Raw genomic sequence first — 16,353 nt, forward strand, 5'->3', positions numbered from 1 at the left:
AGGGATCAACGGTGCAGACTGAGAAAAAACAGAAATTAAATCGTGCAGTTTTGATTTCAACTATCCTGCATGGACTGCTGTTCGGAATCCTGATTTTAGGATCCTTATGGTATAAATATATGCCGGCTGCCGGTGGTGGCGAGGGTGAAGGCGAGGTTATGGGTGCTGTGATGGTAGATACCGGATCGGCAGCGCAAGAGTGGGGACGCATTCAACAGCAACAAAAAGGAGATGTTGAAAAAGCCAAACGTGAAGAGTTGGAGCAGCGCGCCCAAGAGCAAGAGAAAAAACAGCAGGAGCAGCAGCGCCTGTTACAAGAACAGCAACGACAAGAGCAACAACGACAAGAGCAGCAGGCAAAAGCTGAGCAAGCTAAACAAGAACAAGCGAAGCAAGAACAGCTAAAACAAGAGCAGGCAAAGCAAGAAGAGATTGCTCGCCAACAGCGTATAGCCAAAGAGGCTGAAGCCAAACGCATTGCAGAACAGGCAAAATTGAAAGCGGATGCGGAAGCAAAACGTTTGGAGGCTGCGGCTAAAATAAAGGCAGAGCAAGAAGCACAGGCGGAAGCAGCTAAGGCAAAAGCAAGTGCGGAAGCTAAAGCACAAGCAGAAGCTAAGGCGAAAGCAGAGGCGGACGCTAAAGCCAAAGCACAGCAAAAAGCACAAGAAGACGCTAAAATAAAAGCCGCAGCAGAAGCCAAGGCAAAAGCGGATGTGGAAGCCAAAAGTAAAGCAGAGGCTGCGGCAAAAGCCAAAGCAGAAGCTGCTGCAAAAGCTAAAGCAGAAGCCGCTGCTAAAGCGAAAGCGGCAGCAGAAAAAGCATCACAGCAAGCGGCATTAGATGATTTTATGAACAGTGGAACCATCGGTGGCGGTTCAAGTCGTAGCGGTGGTAACCAAAACCAAGGCGGAACAACAGGCAGTGGCGCCGGCAGGGTAAGTGGAGCTGATGGGGCGCGTGTCGGTGATGAATATGCCGGTTTGATCAAACGTGCTATCAACCGCAATTTTAGAGGTGATAGAGCAGCTTTGTTAGGTAAAGTATGCAATATCAAAATTTCACTGGCAAGAGATGGAACGATTTTGGATTATCAGAAAGTTTCCGGCACAGATGATATTTGTGTTCCGGCATTAAGAGCGGTTGCGGCAACCAAAAAAGTACCACCACCTCCTTCTGATGCAGTGTATGATAAGTATAAAAATCCATTGATTGCCTTTGATTTAAAATAAACGTGATTAACGACCTTGATAGGGGATTTAAATGAAATATATGACTCGAATAGTGAGCTTTTTTGCTGTTGTGTTGTTGTTACTCAGCCACACCGTTCGTGCCGAAGAAGTACGAATAGTGATTGATGAAGCGGTGGAAGGGGCACAACCTATAGCTGTGGTTCCATTCAAATGGAATGGTCCAGGTTCAGCACCGGCGGATATTGCAGACATTATTGCGGCAGATCTCAGATATAGCGGTAAATTTAATCCCATTCCGGTGAGCAGAATGCCACAAACTCCATCTGCAGCGTCAGAGGTTAATCCGCAAGCTTGGGCTGCGCTGGGTATCAGCGAAGTCGTAGTTGGACAGATCACCCCGACAGGTGCGGGTTATAATATTGCCTATCAGCTGGTAGATACCATTGGTAATGGCGGTGTAGGGTCGGTCTTGCAGCAAAACAGCTATACGATCCCGAATAACAAGCAGTTACGTTATGGTGCGCATACTGTGAGTGATGAAGTTTTTGAAAAACTGACCACTATTCGTGGTGCGTTCAGAACCCGTATTGCTTATGTAGTACAACGCAATGGTGGCTCTACCCCTTATGAGCTGCAAGTTTCAGATTATGACGGTTTTAATCAATTTGTGGTTAACCGCAGCTCGCAGCCGATAATGTCTCCAAGCTGGTCAGCCGATGGTAAACAATTGGCATATGTTAGTTTTGAGAATAAAAAATCACAATTAGTGGTACAAGATTTAGGCTCCGGCTCACGCAGAGTGGTTTCCTCCAGTCCGCGACATAATGGCGCTCCGGCATTTTCGCCGGACGGATCGCGCTTGGCATTTGCCTCTTCGCGTGATGGACAATTGAATATTTATGTGATGAATTTGGCTTCGGGTCAAACCAGTCAATTAACCAGTGGTGCAGGTAATAATACCGAGCCTAGTTGGTCGCCGGACGGACAATCGATTGTCTTTACCTCCGACCGTGGCGGTAGTCCGCAGGTTTATATGATGAGTGCTTATGGTGGCGGTGCCAGTTATGTCGGTGCCGGCGGCAGAAGTTACAGTGGTCAGATTACTTCTGACGGCAAATATCTGATTATGATTTCGGCTGATCATATCGTTAAAAAAGATTTGGCAACAGGAAGCGTAGAGGTTTTGGGTTCGACGTTTTTGGACGAAAGTCCGAGTGTATCCCCTAACGGAACCATGATCATTTATAGCTCTACACAAGGGCTGGGGAAAGTGTTACAATTGGTGTCCGCTGACGGACGCTTTAAAGCAAGGTTACCAGGTGCAGGCGGGCAAATTAAGTTCCCGGCTTGGTCTCCATTTCTAACTAAAAAGTAGTATCTTATAAACTAAGGAGTAATAAAATGAAAAAACTTGCAAAAGTTTTGATGGTAGCTGCACCTGCATTCGTATTAGCTGCATGTAGCAGCTCTTCCGATGATTCTGCTGCGAAAGGTCAATTATTCGGTAACTATACCGCTGAAGATTTACAACAGCGTTATAACACTGTGTATTTCGGCTTTGATCAATACAGCATTGAAGGCCAATACCAACAACTTTTAGATGCACATTCTCTATACTTGACTGCTACTCCAGCAAGCAAAGTATTAGTAGAAGGTAATACCGATGAGCGTGGTACTCCAGAGTACAACATTGCATTGGGCCAACGTCGTGCAGACGCAGTAGTAAATTATCTGACTGGTAAAGGCGTGTCTGGTTCACAACTTTCTACCGTTTCTTACGGTGAAGAAAAACCAGCTGTTTTAGGTCACACTGAAGCAGATTACGCTAAAAACCGTCGTGCAGTGTTAGCATACTAATTTATCAGTATTGCAATAAACTGAAAGATAGGACAACCCTGATATTTTTATCAGGGTTTTTTATTTTGCTGCTATAGAATTAGGGTCTGTTGATCTTTGTTTATATTTTAAACGACAGCTCAAAATATAAACAAAGATCAACAGACCCTATTGTTTGGGGAATCAGCGAAATTAAAAACAAGATTGCTGATATTGTAGATAAATCAGGCAGCCGGAAAAAAAATCAAAATTTTTGATTGATAACTTTCGCAAAATGAGTATTATAGTGCCTCGTTACAAACGAGGGGTCGTTAGCTCAGTCGGTAGAGCAGCGGACTTTTAATCCGTTGGTCGAAGGTTCGAATCCTTCACGACCCACCACTCGACTTGTAATCACTATTTAATGTGGGTCGTTAGCTCAGTCGGTAGAGCAGCGGACTTTTAATCCGTTGGTCGAAGGTTCGAATCCTTCACGACCCACCACTAAATTGCAATCTCCCAAGCGGGTCGTTAGCTCAGTCGGTAGAGCAGCGGACTTTTAATCCGTTGGTCGAAGGTTCGAATCCTTCACGACCCACCACTTAAATTGCAATCCCCCAAATGGGTCGTTAGCTCAGTCGGTAGAGCAGCGGACTTTTAATCCGTTGGTCGAAGGTTCGAATCCTTCACGACCCACCACTTCATTTTTATGTTGTTTCTTCTATAAGCTATTTTATTTGCTAATTTTGCTTAACATTGTGATATAGCTCATTATTTTTTATCATTCAAGTGATTATGGCAATAAATAGGCATATAATGGCTGACGACTATTTTTTACAAAAGGACAGTCTGAATGTTCGCCATCACCGAAGCCTATAAGAGCGGCCTATTTTCTCGAAAACATTGGTTAAATAATATTATCGCCGGCGTGATTGTCGGTATTGTTGCGTTGCCATTGGCGATGGCGTTTGCGATTGCCTCCGGTGCGAAGCCGGAGCAAGGGATTTATACCTCGATTATTGCCGGGTTTTGTACTACCGTTTTTGGCGGCAGTCGCTTACAGATTAGCGGACCGACCGGCGCTTTCATCGTGGTACTTGCCGGTATTACTGCGCAGTATGGGATTGAGGGATTGCAAATCGCGACCTTGATGGCGGGGGTTATTTTATTGGCTTTCGGGCTAAGTAAAATGGGCGCCATCATCAAATATATTCCTGCGCCGGTGATTGTCGGATTTACAGCCGGGATTGCAGTGATTATTTGGATCGGACAATGGAAGGATTTTTTTGGTTTACCGGCAGTCGAGGGTGTTCATTTTCATGAAAAATTGTGGAATTTGTTGCAGGTACTGCCACAATTTCATCCGACAACCGCACTTTTAGCTATTTTGGCGTTATTTGTCGTTTTATACAGTTCGTACATCCCCGGCTTGAAGCGCATTCCGGGTCCCTTGATTGCATTATTATTGATCAGTATTGTCCAGTTTATCTTTCAATTTGACGGCGTCAGAACCATCGGCACTGCCTTTGGTGGTATTCCGCAGGGGCTACCTGAATTTAAGCTGCCGAGTGTGAGTTGGACAAAAATAATTGAGTTAATCGGCCCGGCGTTTACCATCGCAATGTTAGGCGCAATTGAATCGCTGTTATCGGCGGTGGTCGCTGATGGTATGGCGGGTACGCGGCACAACTCCAATCAAGAGCTGGTCGGGCAGGGGATCGCCAATATTGCGGCGCCGCTGTTTGGTGGATTCGCTGCCACCGGCGCAATTGCACGTACCGCTACCAATATCCGCAACGGCGCAACCAGCCCGCTTGCCGGCATTGTCCATTCGATTACGCTGATTGTGATTTTACTGGTGCTGGCACCTTTGGCAGTGCATATCCCATTAGCCGTATTGTCGGCGATTCTGTTTGTGGTGGCTTGGAATATGAGCGAAGCCAAGCGGTTTATTAAAATGATCAAGCGTGCGCCGAAAAGCGATGTCGCGATTTTGCTGATTACCTTTGGTTTAACCGTGTTTGCCGATTTAGTGGTAGCGGTGAACATCGGTGTGATTCTTGCCACGCTGCTATTTTTGCGGCGCATGGCAGGCAGCGTTGAAGTCAAGCGGGTATCGCAAGCCGATTTATTGGCGCACACCGGCGAAGAGGCGCTGCCGGAAGAGTTGTTGGTTTTCACCGTGGACGGGCCTTTTTTCTTTGGGGCGGTCGAAAATTTTGATCGAGCTTTAGCAGACAGTCAGACCTATCCGAAATATTTGATTATCCGCCTAAAATGGGTGCCGTTTATTGATATGACCGGCATTCAGAGTTTAGAGAATGTGATTGGTAATTTGCAGCGACAAGGGGTGAACGTAATGCTATCCGGTGCAAATTATAGTGTTACCCAGAAATTGCGACGGGGTGGTATTATTCAACTGATTGGTGAGCATAATATGTTTAAACTGTTTGATGATGCGTTGCGCACTGCACAAAGCGAGCTAAAACAGCTTGAGGATAGTCAGCAATAAATAGCCAAGTGCGGTTTTGACCGCACTTGGTCATCTCAAATATTATAAATTCATATTCTGGAACAGATTCAAGTTATCCGGAATCAAAAATACGGTTTCGCCCAGTTGGTATTGCTGTTGTTGGAATTGGGCTTGGGTCAGCAGCACCTCAATCGGCTGTTGGCTTTGGCTGCTGTGGATCTCCACCCGGGTTAAAAAACCGATATTGTAGATGTGGCTGATTTCGCCTTTCGCCAACGCATTGTTGCTGTGACGTGATAATGTCAACTCATACGGGCGCACATAAGCGGTGGTTGAGCCGTGGTTGTGGTTTGGTTTGCCGTTGGCTTTTATTTGATGGACAAACTCACCGATAATTAGCTGATCTTGTTGCAGATGTCCGTGAAACACATTGTTATCGCCGACAAATTCGGTCACAAATTCGGTTTGTGGCGCATAGTAAATATTCCGTGGCAGATCCACTTGTTCGACTCTACCTTGATTCATCACGACCACCCGATCCGAGACTTCTAACGCTTCTTCTTGATCGTGGGTAACAAAAACGGTGGTAATATTCAATTCGTGTTGCAACGTGCGCAGCCAGCGGCGCAAGGTTTTGCGCACTTGGGCGTCTAACGCCCCGAAGGGTTCATCCAGCAGCAGTACTTCAGGCTTCACAGCCAAGGCACGAGCCAACGCAACCCGTTGTCGCTGTCCGCCGGAGAGTTGATCGGGATACGACTGTGCCAAATGTTCCAATTTCACCAACTGTAGCAGCTTGAACACCCGATCCGCAATCTCGGCTTTACTGGGACGCACACGGCGTGGCTGCACTTGTAAACCAAATGCCACATTATCAAAAATCGTCATCTGGCGAAACAGCGCATAGTGTTGAAACACAAACCCGACTTTGCGTTGGGCGGCGCTCAGTTCGGTGACCTCACGCTTGGCAAACCAAATCTTGCCCGAATCGGCAAAATCCAAACCGGCGATAATGCGCAATAATGACGTTTTGCCGCAGCCGCTTGGACCAAGCAATGCCGTCAACTCGCCGACATTGAGTTCCAGATTAATATTCTTTAAGGCGGCAAAATCGCCAAAATGTTTATTTAAATTTTGAATCGTCACAGACATATTTTTTCCTTAAACCGCACTTTCAATCGCCGTGTCAGGCAGATAATCGCTTAATCGAGTGTGTTGTTGCCGTTTTCTTCGTTGCAGGTAGGCCACTACATTTTGTAATAACAGGGTCAGAATGGCGAGCAATGCCAACAAACTGGCGCAGGCAAAAGCCGCAGTAAATTGATATTCGTTATAGAGAATTTCAACGTGCAACGGAATGGTGTTGGTTTGGTTGCGGATGTGTCCCGAGACCACGCTGACTGCCCCGAATTCGCCCATCGCCCGTGCATTGGCGAGAATGGCGCCATAGAGTAGCGGCCATTTGATTTTCGGCAGCGTGACTCGGAAAAAAATCGCCCAAAATGAGGCGCCTAATGTGAGTGCCGCCTGTTCTTCACTGTTGCCTAAGCTTTTCAACGTCGGCAGCAGTGATTTCACCACCAACGGAAAGGTGACGAACAGGGTTGCTAATACTATGCCTGGCAAGGCGAAAATCACTTCGATGTCGTTGGCGTCCAGCCATGAGCCAAATAAACCATTTATCCCAAACAGCAACACCAGCATTAACCCCGCCACCACCGGCGAAACCGACAGTGGCAAGTCAATTAACGTGGTGAGAAGATTTTTACCTTTAAAATCAAAATTGCTTAGCAACCATGCCATCACTAAACCAAAAAATACATTGAGTGGGAGCGAAATCAACGCGACCAGTAACGTTAATTTAATGGCATTCAAGGCTTCGGTTTCCTGCAGCGCGAGCCAAAAGGTCGGCAAACCTGCGGCTAAGGCTTGATAAAAAATCGCCAACAGTGGTACGAGCAACAGCATGGTTAAAAACAGCAGGCTGATGCCAATCAACAACCAGCGCCAATAGCGGTTTTCTTGATATTGTGGGTGAATCATCTTGACCTCGTTATTTGCTGAGTGTGTGACGGTTGAGATACCACTGCCACAAATTGACTGTCAGCAGCAATAAAAAGGCAAGCAGCAACATCAAAAATGCCACGGCTGCCGCCCCTTGCATATCGTAAATATCCAATTTAGACATAATAATCAGCGGCGCAATTTCCGAGACCAGCGGAAGATTGCCGGCGATAAAAATCACTGAACCGTATTCGCCGAGCGAGCGTGCCAAGCCCATTCCTGCCCCGCCGATCAACGCCGGATAAAGTGCGGGTAAGATCACTCGGCGCACAATGGTAAAGCGATTGGCTCCTAAAGTGGTTGCCGCCTCTTCCAGCGAGCTGTCCAATTCACTCAACAGCGGTTGTACCGCACGCACAATAAACGGAAAACTGACGAAGACCAACGCAATGGCAATGCCTAGTGGCGTGAAGGCGATTTTGATGCCGAGCGGCGCAAACAGCTGGCCGAATAAACCGTTCGGTGCATATAAACTGGCCAGTACGATGCCGGCAACGGCGGTCGGCAATGCAAACGGCAGATCGATCAGCGCATTGAGCAATGCTTTGCCTCTGAATTGATAGCGCACCAACACCCAGGCGACGATCGTGCCGAAAACCACATTCAGCATGGTGGCAAACAGTGCCAGCTTTAATGACAGCCCGATCGAGGCAAGCACCCGTTGATTGGTCACGGTCTGCCAAAATTGATGCCACTCTAATTGAAGAGTGGTCAGCAACAGCATCACAAACGGCAAAATGACCATGCCGCCGACCCACAACAGGGTAATCGTCAAACTGCTTTTAAAACCGGGCAATACCGCACTTGTCTTCAACCATTTCATGCCGTTATCCACTTCTTCAGAATCTTATGGCGTATCACTATGGCGGAGCAAAAACCAATAAGCAAAGAACATAAAATTCTCATTTATTACTAAAAAGAATAACAAGTTGCAAAAACAAGCGGTTTAGTTCTTATAGTCGAAAACCAACTAATTTATAACTTTTTATTATTTTTCGGCATAAACGAATTATTTTATAACTATCCCCCATAGTCATCAGCCGAATACCGTGTCGGTTCAGTCAATTGAAAATGGTCTTAAGACATGAAAAAATCAGCAAAAACAACAAAATGGCGTATTTTATTGGCAAGCCTAATCAGTTTTAGTGCGGTGGCTGACGACTCCATTTTAGTGGTGTCTTACGACGTGATTCGAGACTACTACAAACAATACAATCCGCTGTATATCCAAGCCTATCAACAACAGCATCAGGCACGCTTGAATATTGCGCAATCATTTGGTGGCGCGAGCAAACAGGCGATTGCGGTGCGCAACGGTTTGCCTGCAGACGTGGTGACGCTCAATCAGCAAAACGATGTCGATCTGTTGGCAGAGAGCGGTTTGGTCGCGCCGGACTGGCAGCAACGCTACCCGAACCAAGCGATTCCGTTCAGCAGCGTCACGGTGTTTCTGGTGCGTAAAGGCAATCCGAAGCAGATTCACGATTGGAATGATCTGGCGCAGCAAGGGGTGAGCGTCATTTTTGCCAACCCGAAAACCTCCGGCAATGGACGTTATGCCTATCTGTCGGCGTTGGGCTATGCCAAACAGCAGTATCACACCGAAACGCAAGTCCACGACTTTATGCGTAAGCTGCTGAAAAACATTCCGATATTTGATGCCGGTGCTCGTGCCGCCAGTATCACCTTCACTCAACGCCAAATCGGTGATGTGCTGGTGACACCGGAAAACGAAGCCGGATTAGCCGCCCACGCACTGGGTGCCGATCAATTTGAAGTGGTGTATCCGAGCTACAGCGCAAGTGTCGATGTGTTTGTGGCAGAAGTGACAAAAAATACCACGCGCCACAAAAACAGCCAAACGGCACAAGATTTTATCGCCTCGCTATGGCAGGACACTGCCCAACGAGTGGCGGCGGAAAATTATTTCCGACCGAGTAATCCGACGATTTTAAGCGAATACCAAGTGCGGTTTCCATCGGTAAAAACCTTTAATATCAATCAAGTGTTTGGCGATTGGGCGACGATCAACCAACAACATTTTGCTGACGGCGCCTTATTCGATCAGCTCTATTTAAGCCAATAGTGGGAAGAGTCACATGAACTATTTACCGATTTTCGTCGATTTAAAACAGCGTCCTGTGCTAGTGGTCGGCGGCGGACACATTGCTGAACGCAAAATTGCCGCATTGTTAAAAGCCGAAGCCAAGGTGCAGGTGGTGGCACACACGCTGAACCGCACTTTGCAGCAATGGGTTAGCCAACAACGGCTGGAATGGCTGGCTCAGGAGTTTGACCCGCAGCAGGTGCGCTCGGTCTATCTGGTGATTGCTGCAACCAATGACAACGAATTGAACCAACAAGTTTTTTGGGCGGCAGAAAATGCACAACGCTTGGTGAATGTGGTCGATGATCAACCGCATTGCAGCTATATTTTTCCGTCGATTATCGATCGCAGCCCGATTCAAGTCGCCATTTCCAGTGGCGGTACCGCACCGGTGTTGGCACGTTTACTACGTGAAAAATTGGAAGCCCTGTTGCCGCAGAATTTAGGCGCAATGGCGCAAATCTCCGGGCGCTGGCGTGAAAAAGTCAAAGTGCGGTTGACGCAACTGACCCAACGGCGCCGTTTTTGGGAAAAATTGTTTAATCACCCGACTTTTCAACGTTTAACCGAAAATCAGCAATTTTCCCAAGCGGAACAGCTGCTGCAACGGCAACTCAATCAAGATTATCCGATTATCGGTGAAGTAGCGTTAGTTGGTGCTGGTCCGGGTGATGCCGGTTTGTTGACTTTGAAAGGCTTGCAAACCATTCAGCAGGCAGATGTGGTGTTGTATGACGCCTTGGTTTCTGAACAGGTGTTGGAATTGGTGCGGCGTGATGCGGACAAAGTGTTTGTCGGCAAACGTGCGGGCAAGCACTCAGTGGCACAACAAGACACCAATCAATTGTTGCTGGATTACGCCCGGCAAGGCAAGCGTGTGGTGCGTTTGAAAGGCGGTGATCCGTTTGTGTTCGGACGAGGTGGCGAGGAGTTGGAAGTGCTGAAAGCGCATAAGATTCCGTTCAGCGTGGTGCCGGGGATTACCGCCGCTTTGGGGGCGACGGCTTATGCCGGGATTCCGCTGACTCACCGCGATTATGCGCAAACGGCGATGTTCATCACCGGACATTGCCAGCCGGACGGCAACAAACTGCGCTGGGAAACGTTGGCGCAAGGCAACCAAACGCTGGTGGTGTACATGGGCACGATTAAAGCGGCGGAGCTGAGCCGCCAGTTGCAGGCGCATGGCCGTAGTGCAGACACCCCGGTTGCGGTAATCAGCAACGGTACTTTGGCGGAGCAAACGGTTCAAACCGGGCAATTGCATCAGTTGGCAGTGTTAGCCGAGCAGGCTCCGAAACCGGCGTTGATCGTGATCGGCGAAGTGGTGGCGCTGCAACCGCACTTGGCATGGTTTGGCGAAGCGGCACAGCAGTTTGTGCTGACCGAGCCGCAACTGTTTCAGTCGAACAACGAATTGCAATCGTTTGAAGCATTTCAACCGTCTCAACCATTAAAGAAAATCGCCTGAGCAAGCAGTGAAAGGAGACGTTATGTTTAAACCGAATCTATGGCAAATTCCGACGATTGCACCGCAAGTGCAACAGCACTTGGCGCACAAAACCGAGATCTTGATCGAGCGATTACAGCAGATTGCCGAACGGCATCAAGCCGCAAAATTTGCCAGCAGTTTGGCGGTGGAAGATATGCTGATCACCGATTTAATTGCCAAGTGCGGTATCCCAATCGAGGTGTTTACTTTGGATACCGGACGGTTAAACCCGGAAACCTTAGCGCTGCTCGAGCAGGTCGATCAACGCTATCCCAATCTGACTTTACAAAGCTATTTTCCGCAAGCGGCAGCGGTGCAGGCGTATGTCAGTACCCAAGGGGAAAATGCGTTTTATGACAGCGTGGAACAGCGCCAGCAGTGCTGTTTTATCCGCAAAGTGGAACCGCTTAACCGTGCGTTACAAGCAGCGGATGCTTGGCTGAGCGGACAACGGCGCGATCAATCGGTCACACGCGCAGAATTGCCGTTCAGCGAACGGGATCAGGCACGCAGAATCGCTAAATATAATCCGATTTTCGATTGGTCGGAACGGGACGTGTGGGCGTATATCCTGCACTACCAAGTGCCGTACAACCGCTTATATCAGCAAGGCTATCCGAGCATCGGCTGTGAGCCTTGTACCCGACCAGTCAAAGCCGAGGAGGATATTCGCGCCGGACGCTGGTGGTGGGAAAATAAAGACAGTAAAGAGTGCGGTTTGCACACCCAGTCAGCCTGAATCACAAACAAAAGAATAAAAGGAAAATACTATGACAAACACTGCACAACCATTACAAGACGGCCATCTGGATTGGCTGGAGGCGGAGTCGATTCATATTATCCGTGAAGTGGTCGCCGAATGTGAAAAACCGGCGCTGTTGTTTTCCGGCGGCAAAGATTCAGTGGTGTTGTTGGCATTGGCACGGAAAGCCTTTCAACTGCAAGGACGTGAATTGAATTTGCCGTTTCCGCTGGTGCATATCGACACCGGACACAACTATCCTGAAGTGATTGCCTTTCGCGATCAGCAGGTGGCGAAGCTCAACGCCACGCTGATAGTCGGACATGTCGAAGATTCGATCAACAAAGGTACGGTGGTGTTGCGTAAAGCCACCGACTCGCGCAATGCGGCGCAAGCGGTGACGCTGTTGGAAACCATTGAAGAGCACGGCTTCAGCGCCTTGATGGGCGGGGCACGTCGTGATGAAGAGAAAGCGCGTGCCAAAGAGCGGATCTTCTCGTTCCGTGACGAATTCGGACAGTGGGATCCGAAAGCACAGCGTCCTGAATTGTGGTCGCTGTATAACGCTAAGCTGCACAAAGGCGAAAATATGCGGGTGTTCCCGATCTCCAACTGGACGGAATTGGATATTTGGCAATATATCGCCCGTGAAAAATTGGAATTACCGTCGATTTATTACGCCCATCAACGAGAAGTGGTGCGCAAAAAAGGTTTATTAGTGCCGGTGACAGCGATCACCCCAAAAGCTGCCAATGACAGCAGCGAAGTGTTATCGGTGCGTTTTCGCACCGTCGGTGATATCAGCTGCACCTGCCCGGTTGCCAGCACTGCCGCCACCGCACTTGAGATTATCCAAGAAACGGCAGTGGTTGAAATCTCGGAACGCAGCGCCACCCGTTTAGACGATCAGGTGAGTGAGGCAGCGATGGAGCAGCGCAAAAAACAAGGGTATTTTTGAGGCTGAAATAAAGAGGTAACGGTGGTAAATACTCAATGAAATACCGCACTTTGTTGATAAAACAGCCTTTTCCCCGTCATTTTGCGTTGAGTGGTTGCGTCAAATTTCAAGTTCGATTTGTCGTGTTTGAGCGAAGCGAGTTGGCAAATCGGACGTAGAAATTAGTAACAAGCGAAACATCAGCAAAATTTTCGGGGCGTGTTTCTTTTGCTTATCTTTTCTTTGCACGAGCAAAGAAAAGTAAGTCGCCATCGGAGAAACACGATAGAGATAAATCGCTTGCTGAGGATAGAGAATAACAATCAGATTGGTCAAAATAAATACAAGGAATACAACCATGAGCAATTTCAACCCTAATGTAACTAAGTATGCACCGTTGCGTTTTATCACCGCCGGCAGTGTGGATGACGGCAAAAGCACCTTAATCGGGCGGTTGCTGTACGACAGCAAGGCACTGCTCAGCGACCAACTGTTGAGCTTGGACAAATCGAAAAACAACGGCGAAGTGATCGACTTTTCGATCCTCACAGACGGCTTGCAAGCCGAGCGTGAACAAGGCATTACCATCGATGTGGCTTACCGCTATTTTTCCACCGCCAAGCGCAAATTTATCATCGCTGATACGCCGGGGCACGAGCAATATACCCGTAACATGGTGACCGGCGCCTCAACCGCCAATGCGGCGGTGGTGCTGATTGATGCCACACAATTGGATTTCAAGCAACTGCCATTACAGCTATTGCCGCAAACCAAACGTCATTCTGCGATCCTGAAACATCTCAATTGCCCACATATCTTGGTGGCGGTGAATAAAATGGATCTGCTGGGTTTTGAACAGGCAAAATTCGAGGCAATTTGTGCCGCATACCGCACCTTGGCGCTGCAACTGGGCTTACAACAGGACATCCACTTCATTCCCGTTTCCGCTTTGCAAGGTGATAACATCGTTCATGCCAGCGCCAACACCCCTTGGTACCAAGGGGAACCGCTGTTAAGTATTTTGGAGGCATTGCCAAGTAATGAGCATGTCGCCCTTGATGCCTCGCATTTCCATTTTCCGGTGCAGTTGGTGCAGCGTTTAGATAGTGATAAACAAGACGATTTTCGCGGTTATCAAGGGCGAATCGAAGCCGGCAGCGTTAAGGTCGGCGACCAAGTGCGGATCGAACCGGCCGGGCGCATTAGCACGGTAAGCAAAATTTTCAGCTCGAACGGATCGGTTGCAACTGCGCAAGCCGGAGAGCAAGTGACAATCCGCCTGAGCGACGACATTGATATTTCACGCGGCGATACCTTGCTGGCAGTCGATTCCGGCACCCAAGCCAATAAAAAACTGCGGGCAACCTTGTGTTGGTTCGATGAGCGGGCGCTGAATCCGGCACGCAAATATCTGCTAAAACACAGCACACAAACCGTGTTTGCCAAGATCAACAAGGTCGAGCAGGTGCTGGATGTCCATACCTTGAGCAAGGTAAGCGAATCGCACAGCTTGAATATGAATGATTTGGGGGAAGTGCAGCTCAGCTTACAAAAACCGATTTGCTGCACCCGCTATCAGGACAATATCGCCACCGGCTCATTTATTTTGATTGATGAAGCGACGTATCACACGGTGGCGGCAGGTATGATTTTAGATTTTGAATAATATGGCGTTTGTGGGGATCAGATGACGATTGAGAAAACAATGAATTTAACACTGCCGCCGGAACTCAGCAGAAGCCTTGCCACGTTGGATGCGTTGCAGTTGGCGTGGCTGTCCGGCTATTGCTGGAGCGAAGCACAAAACAGACAAGGCGGGCAAAGTGCGGTTTCGCAAACCGCAAGTGCGCAACCAACCGCACTTCAGCCATTACTTCAGCCATTGCCGGTGACGATTATTTCAGCCTCGCAAACCGGCAATGCGCGCAAAGTGGCGGAGCAGTTAAAAAGCAAACTGGCGGCAAGTGGTGTAGAGGTCAAACTGGTTGCAGCGGCGGATTACAAACCGAAAAATCTCGCCGATGAAAAGTTGCTGTTGCTGGTGACGTCAACCCAAGGCGACGGCGAGCCGCCGGAGGAGGCGGTCAGCCTGCATAAATATCTGTTTGGCAAAAAAGCACCCAATTTGAGCAATACCGAATTTGCCGTACTGGGGTTGGGTGACAGCTCCTATCCGGATTTCTGTCAGGCTGGCAAAGATTTTGATGCCAAGCTGGCAGAATTGGGTGGTACACGACTGTTAGAACGGCAGGATTGCGATCTGGATTATCAAGCGATTGCCGACACTTGGATCGAACAGATCAGCCGACGGTTACAGCAGAAAAACCAAACTCAAAACCAAAGTCAAAGTGCGGTTACGCTTTCAGCGCCCCATTCCACTGACAACGCAAGTGCGGTCGGCTCGATTTATAACAAAGAAAATCCGTTTAGCGCAACCCTGGCGCTACGCCAAAAAATCACTGCACGTGGCTCGGAAAAAGATGTGCGCCATTTGGAAATCGATCTCTCCGGTTCAGGCTTGCACTATCAGCCGGGCGATGCGCTGGGGGTGTGGTTCAACAATGATCCGGCACTGGTGGCAGAGATCTTGCAAGCAGTTTCGTTGAACGGCGAAGAAAAAGTGCGGTTGAACGGGGAGGAAATCTGCATTCGCAGCGCATTGCTGCAGTCGTTGGAGATCACCCAGAACACACCGCACTTTGTCAAAGGCTATGCTGAATTAGCCGATAACAGCGAACTAAACCAGCGTGTGAAAAGTATTGCTGCAATTCAGGATTATATCCAAACCACACCGATTATCGGCGTGTTGCAAGCCTATCCGTTCGCGCTCAGTGCCGAGCAGTTGCTTGGTCTGTTGCGACCGTTGACGCCGCGTCTTTATTCGATTGCCTCATCTGCTGACGAAGTCGGCGAGGAAGTGCATCTTACCGTCGGCGTGCTGCGTTACGAACACGACGGCAAAATCCGTAGCGGCGGTGCATCCAGTTATTTGGCGGATCGAGTGGAAGAAGACGGCGAAGTACGCGTATTCATTGAACAGAACGACAACTTTCGCCTGCCGCCAGATAACGACACCCCGATTATTATGATCGGCGCTGGCACCGGCATTGCACCGTTCCGTGCCTTTCTGCAACAACGGGCGGCAGAGCAGGCGAGCGGCAAAAACTGGCTGATTTTCGGCAACCAACACTTCACTGATGATTTTCTGTATCAAGTGGAGTGGCAGGGCTTCGCCAAAGACGGTTATCTGCATAAATACAACTTTGCTTGGTCGCGCGATCAAGCCGAGAAAATCTATGTGCAGCACAAAATCCGTGAGCAGGCGGAGAGCCTGTGGCAATGGTTGCAGCAAGGAGCGCATATTTATGTCTGCGGTGATGCTTCGCGCATGGCGAAAGATGTGGAACAGGCGTTGTTAGACGTGATTGCGCAACAGGGCAAACTCAGTGCGGAAGAGGCGGATGAATATCTGGACGAATTACGACAAAACAAACGCTATCAGCGTGATGTGTATTAAGCATTTGGATGGG

At 48.7% G+C, this 16,353-nt stretch carries 13 protein-coding genes and 4 tRNA genes; 14 read left to right on the top strand and 3 right to left on the bottom strand.

Annotated features, from left to right (window positions below):
* The first annotated feature begins 11 nt into the window (after window positions 1-11).
* From tolA to EDC16_RS07440, 8 genes are all read left to right on the top strand, one after another.
* On the top strand, window positions 12-1,232 hold the full coding sequence (gene tolA / locus EDC16_RS07405) for a cell envelope integrity protein TolA (RefSeq protein WP_132966980.1): 1,221 nt from the start codon (window positions 12-14) through the stop codon (window positions 1,230-1,232).
* A 31-nt stretch (window positions 1,233-1,263) separates the two neighbouring features.
* Window positions 1,264-2,568, top strand: coding sequence for a Tol-Pal system beta propeller repeat protein TolB (gene tolB, locus EDC16_RS07410; RefSeq protein ID WP_132966982.1), 1,305 nt, complete (start codon window positions 1,264-1,266; stop codon window positions 2,566-2,568).
* A 26-nt stretch (window positions 2,569-2,594) separates the two neighbouring features.
* Complete coding sequence (pal, locus tag EDC16_RS07415; RefSeq protein ID WP_132966984.1) at window positions 2,595-3,050, top strand: peptidoglycan-associated lipoprotein Pal; 456 nt, start codon at window positions 2,595-2,597, stop codon at window positions 3,048-3,050.
* A 284-nt stretch (window positions 3,051-3,334) separates the two neighbouring features.
* Window positions 3,335-3,410 (top strand) — tRNA-Lys (locus EDC16_RS07420).
* A 26-nt stretch (window positions 3,411-3,436) separates the two neighbouring features.
* Window positions 3,437-3,512: transfer RNA gene (locus EDC16_RS07425), tRNA-Lys, on the top strand.
* Between the two features lie 21 nt (window positions 3,513-3,533).
* Window positions 3,534-3,609, top strand: a tRNA-Lys gene (locus EDC16_RS07430).
* A 22-nt stretch (window positions 3,610-3,631) separates the two neighbouring features.
* A tRNA-Lys gene (locus EDC16_RS07435) sits at window positions 3,632-3,707 on the top strand.
* A gap of 154 nt (window positions 3,708-3,861) precedes the next feature.
* Window positions 3,862-5,520, top strand: coding sequence for a SulP family inorganic anion transporter (locus EDC16_RS07440; protein WP_132966986.1), 1,659 nt, complete (start codon window positions 3,862-3,864; stop codon window positions 5,518-5,520).
* A gap of 42 nt (window positions 5,521-5,562) precedes the next feature.
* On the opposite strand, the gene EDC16_RS07445 is transcribed toward EDC16_RS07440, so the two are convergent.
* Genes EDC16_RS07445 through cysT form a run of 3 tightly spaced genes read right to left on the bottom strand, consistent with a single transcriptional unit; the run spans window position 5,563 to window position 8,368 of the window.
* Window positions 5,563-6,633 carry a sulfate/molybdate ABC transporter ATP-binding protein gene (locus EDC16_RS07445; RefSeq protein WP_132966988.1) on the bottom strand — a complete coding sequence of 357 codons (1,071 nt, stop codon included), beginning with the start codon at window positions 6,631-6,633 and terminating at the stop codon, window positions 5,563-5,565.
* A 9-nt stretch (window positions 6,634-6,642) separates the two neighbouring features.
* On the bottom strand, window positions 6,643-7,524 hold the full coding sequence (gene cysW / locus EDC16_RS07450) for a sulfate ABC transporter permease subunit CysW (protein ID WP_132966990.1): 882 nt from the start codon (window positions 7,522-7,524) through the stop codon (window positions 6,643-6,645).
* A 10-nt stretch (window positions 7,525-7,534) separates the two neighbouring features.
* The gene (cysT, locus tag EDC16_RS07455) at window positions 7,535-8,368 is read right to left on the bottom strand and encodes a sulfate ABC transporter permease subunit CysT (protein ID WP_132966992.1); all 834 of its coding nucleotides are present in this window, start codon (window positions 8,366-8,368) and stop codon (window positions 7,535-7,537) included.
* A 261-nt stretch (window positions 8,369-8,629) separates the two neighbouring features.
* On the opposite strand from cysT, the gene EDC16_RS07460 reads away from it, so the two are divergent.
* The 6 genes from EDC16_RS07460 (at window position 8,630) to cysJ (ending at window position 16,340) form a co-directional block, all read left to right on the top strand.
* The gene (locus EDC16_RS07460) at window positions 8,630-9,631 is read left to right on the top strand and encodes a sulfate ABC transporter substrate-binding protein (protein ID WP_132966994.1); all 1,002 of its coding nucleotides are present in this window, start codon (window positions 8,630-8,632) and stop codon (window positions 9,629-9,631) included.
* Between the two features lie 13 nt (window positions 9,632-9,644).
* On the top strand, window positions 9,645-11,123 hold the full coding sequence (cysG, locus tag EDC16_RS07465; RefSeq protein WP_132966996.1) for a siroheme synthase CysG: 1,479 nt from the start codon (window positions 9,645-9,647) through the stop codon (window positions 11,121-11,123).
* A gap of 22 nt (window positions 11,124-11,145) precedes the next feature.
* Window positions 11,146-11,883: a phosphoadenylyl-sulfate reductase gene (locus tag EDC16_RS07470; protein WP_132966998.1), complete on the top strand. Its 738-nt coding sequence runs from the start codon at window positions 11,146-11,148 to the stop codon at window positions 11,881-11,883.
* Window positions 11,884-11,914: 31 nt separating this feature from the next.
* Window positions 11,915-12,844: a sulfate adenylyltransferase subunit CysD gene (gene cysD / locus EDC16_RS07475; RefSeq protein WP_132967000.1), complete on the top strand. Its 930-nt coding sequence runs from the start codon at window positions 11,915-11,917 to the stop codon at window positions 12,842-12,844.
* Between the two features lie 337 nt (window positions 12,845-13,181).
* Window positions 13,182-14,489 (top strand): sulfate adenylyltransferase subunit 1, encoded by a 1,308-nt coding sequence (locus EDC16_RS07480; RefSeq protein WP_132967003.1) that lies wholly within the window; start codon window positions 13,182-13,184, stop codon window positions 14,487-14,489.
* A gap of 21 nt (window positions 14,490-14,510) precedes the next feature.
* Window positions 14,511-16,340, top strand: a complete 1,830-nt coding sequence (cysJ, locus tag EDC16_RS07485; protein WP_132967005.1) for an NADPH-dependent assimilatory sulfite reductase flavoprotein subunit — start codon at window positions 14,511-14,513, stop codon at window positions 16,338-16,340.
* Window positions 16,341-16,353 lie beyond the last annotated feature (13 nt).

Source organism: Testudinibacter aquarius, assembly GCF_004342725.1.
Lineage (GTDB): Bacteria > Pseudomonadota > Gammaproteobacteria > Enterobacterales > Pasteurellaceae > Chelonobacter > Chelonobacter aquarius.